The 820-nt window shown below is 34.8% G+C and carries 1 tRNA gene; it reads right to left on the bottom strand.

Going from position 1 to position 820, the window contains the following annotated elements:
* Window positions 1–382: 382 nt before the first annotated feature.
* Window positions 383–468 (bottom strand) — tRNA-Leu (locus tag LOZ91_RS14545).
* Between the last annotated feature and the right edge of the window lie 352 nt (window positions 469–820).

Below are 820 nucleotides of genomic sequence, written 5' to 3'. Positions count from 1 at the left end.
AAGACCGTCATTGACAAGCGATTTTACAAGCAATCACATTCTATTCCGCTAGAAATTAAACAGTTAATTATATTTTTTTACTTTTGATAAAATTTATCAAGACAATTTGACTCTTTGAAGACGAAACCACAAATTCAGTATTTTAAAAGGTCTGAGCTTTATTTTGTGTCATAAAAACCAAAATGTATAAAAAACAAACTACAGATCAAGCCTTATATTTTATGGCCTCGGCATTCAAAATAATGCAACCATGCTTTTTATATAACTTCCGTCACACACGTTCTATCAAGCAAAATAAGGATTTAAGAATAAGATCAATGAAAATTGCTGTATAAAATTTCAGGCAATAAAAAAGCAAGGCATTAGCCTTGCTTCAATATAATGGTGGGGATAGAGAGACTCGAACTCTCACGCCCAGAAGGCGCTGCGACCTGAACACAGTGCGTCTACCAATTCCGCCATATCCCCATGGCTGTGTATATTATAGCGATCAGACCCGATTCACAAGCAATTCTGTAGCAGGAAAATACTTTTATATCAAAATTTAAACAATTAATTCAGTGTTGCGTAAATACTGACCTATTTGCACTGTTGTCGCCTAGTTTCATCGAGACAGATCAAATCAATACGCACCACAGGAGAATCACATATTCAAATTTAGACTTTAGCTGACTTGCATAATATCAATTATTGCATCTAATAAAACAAAGTTTCCTGAAGTTCTGCCCTTTCCTGAGCATTGACCCGTTTTCTAACGTTCTTTAACAGACTAAACCTATGCGTAAAAGACAGCAAAATTTTACAGCTTAAAAAAGCTGGT

It is taken from the genome of Acinetobacter sp. F-1 (genome assembly GCF_022869025.1).
GTDB lineage: Bacteria > Pseudomonadota > Gammaproteobacteria > Pseudomonadales > Moraxellaceae > Acinetobacter > Acinetobacter pseudolwoffii.
This window is presented reverse-complemented; position numbering and strand designations above follow the sequence as displayed.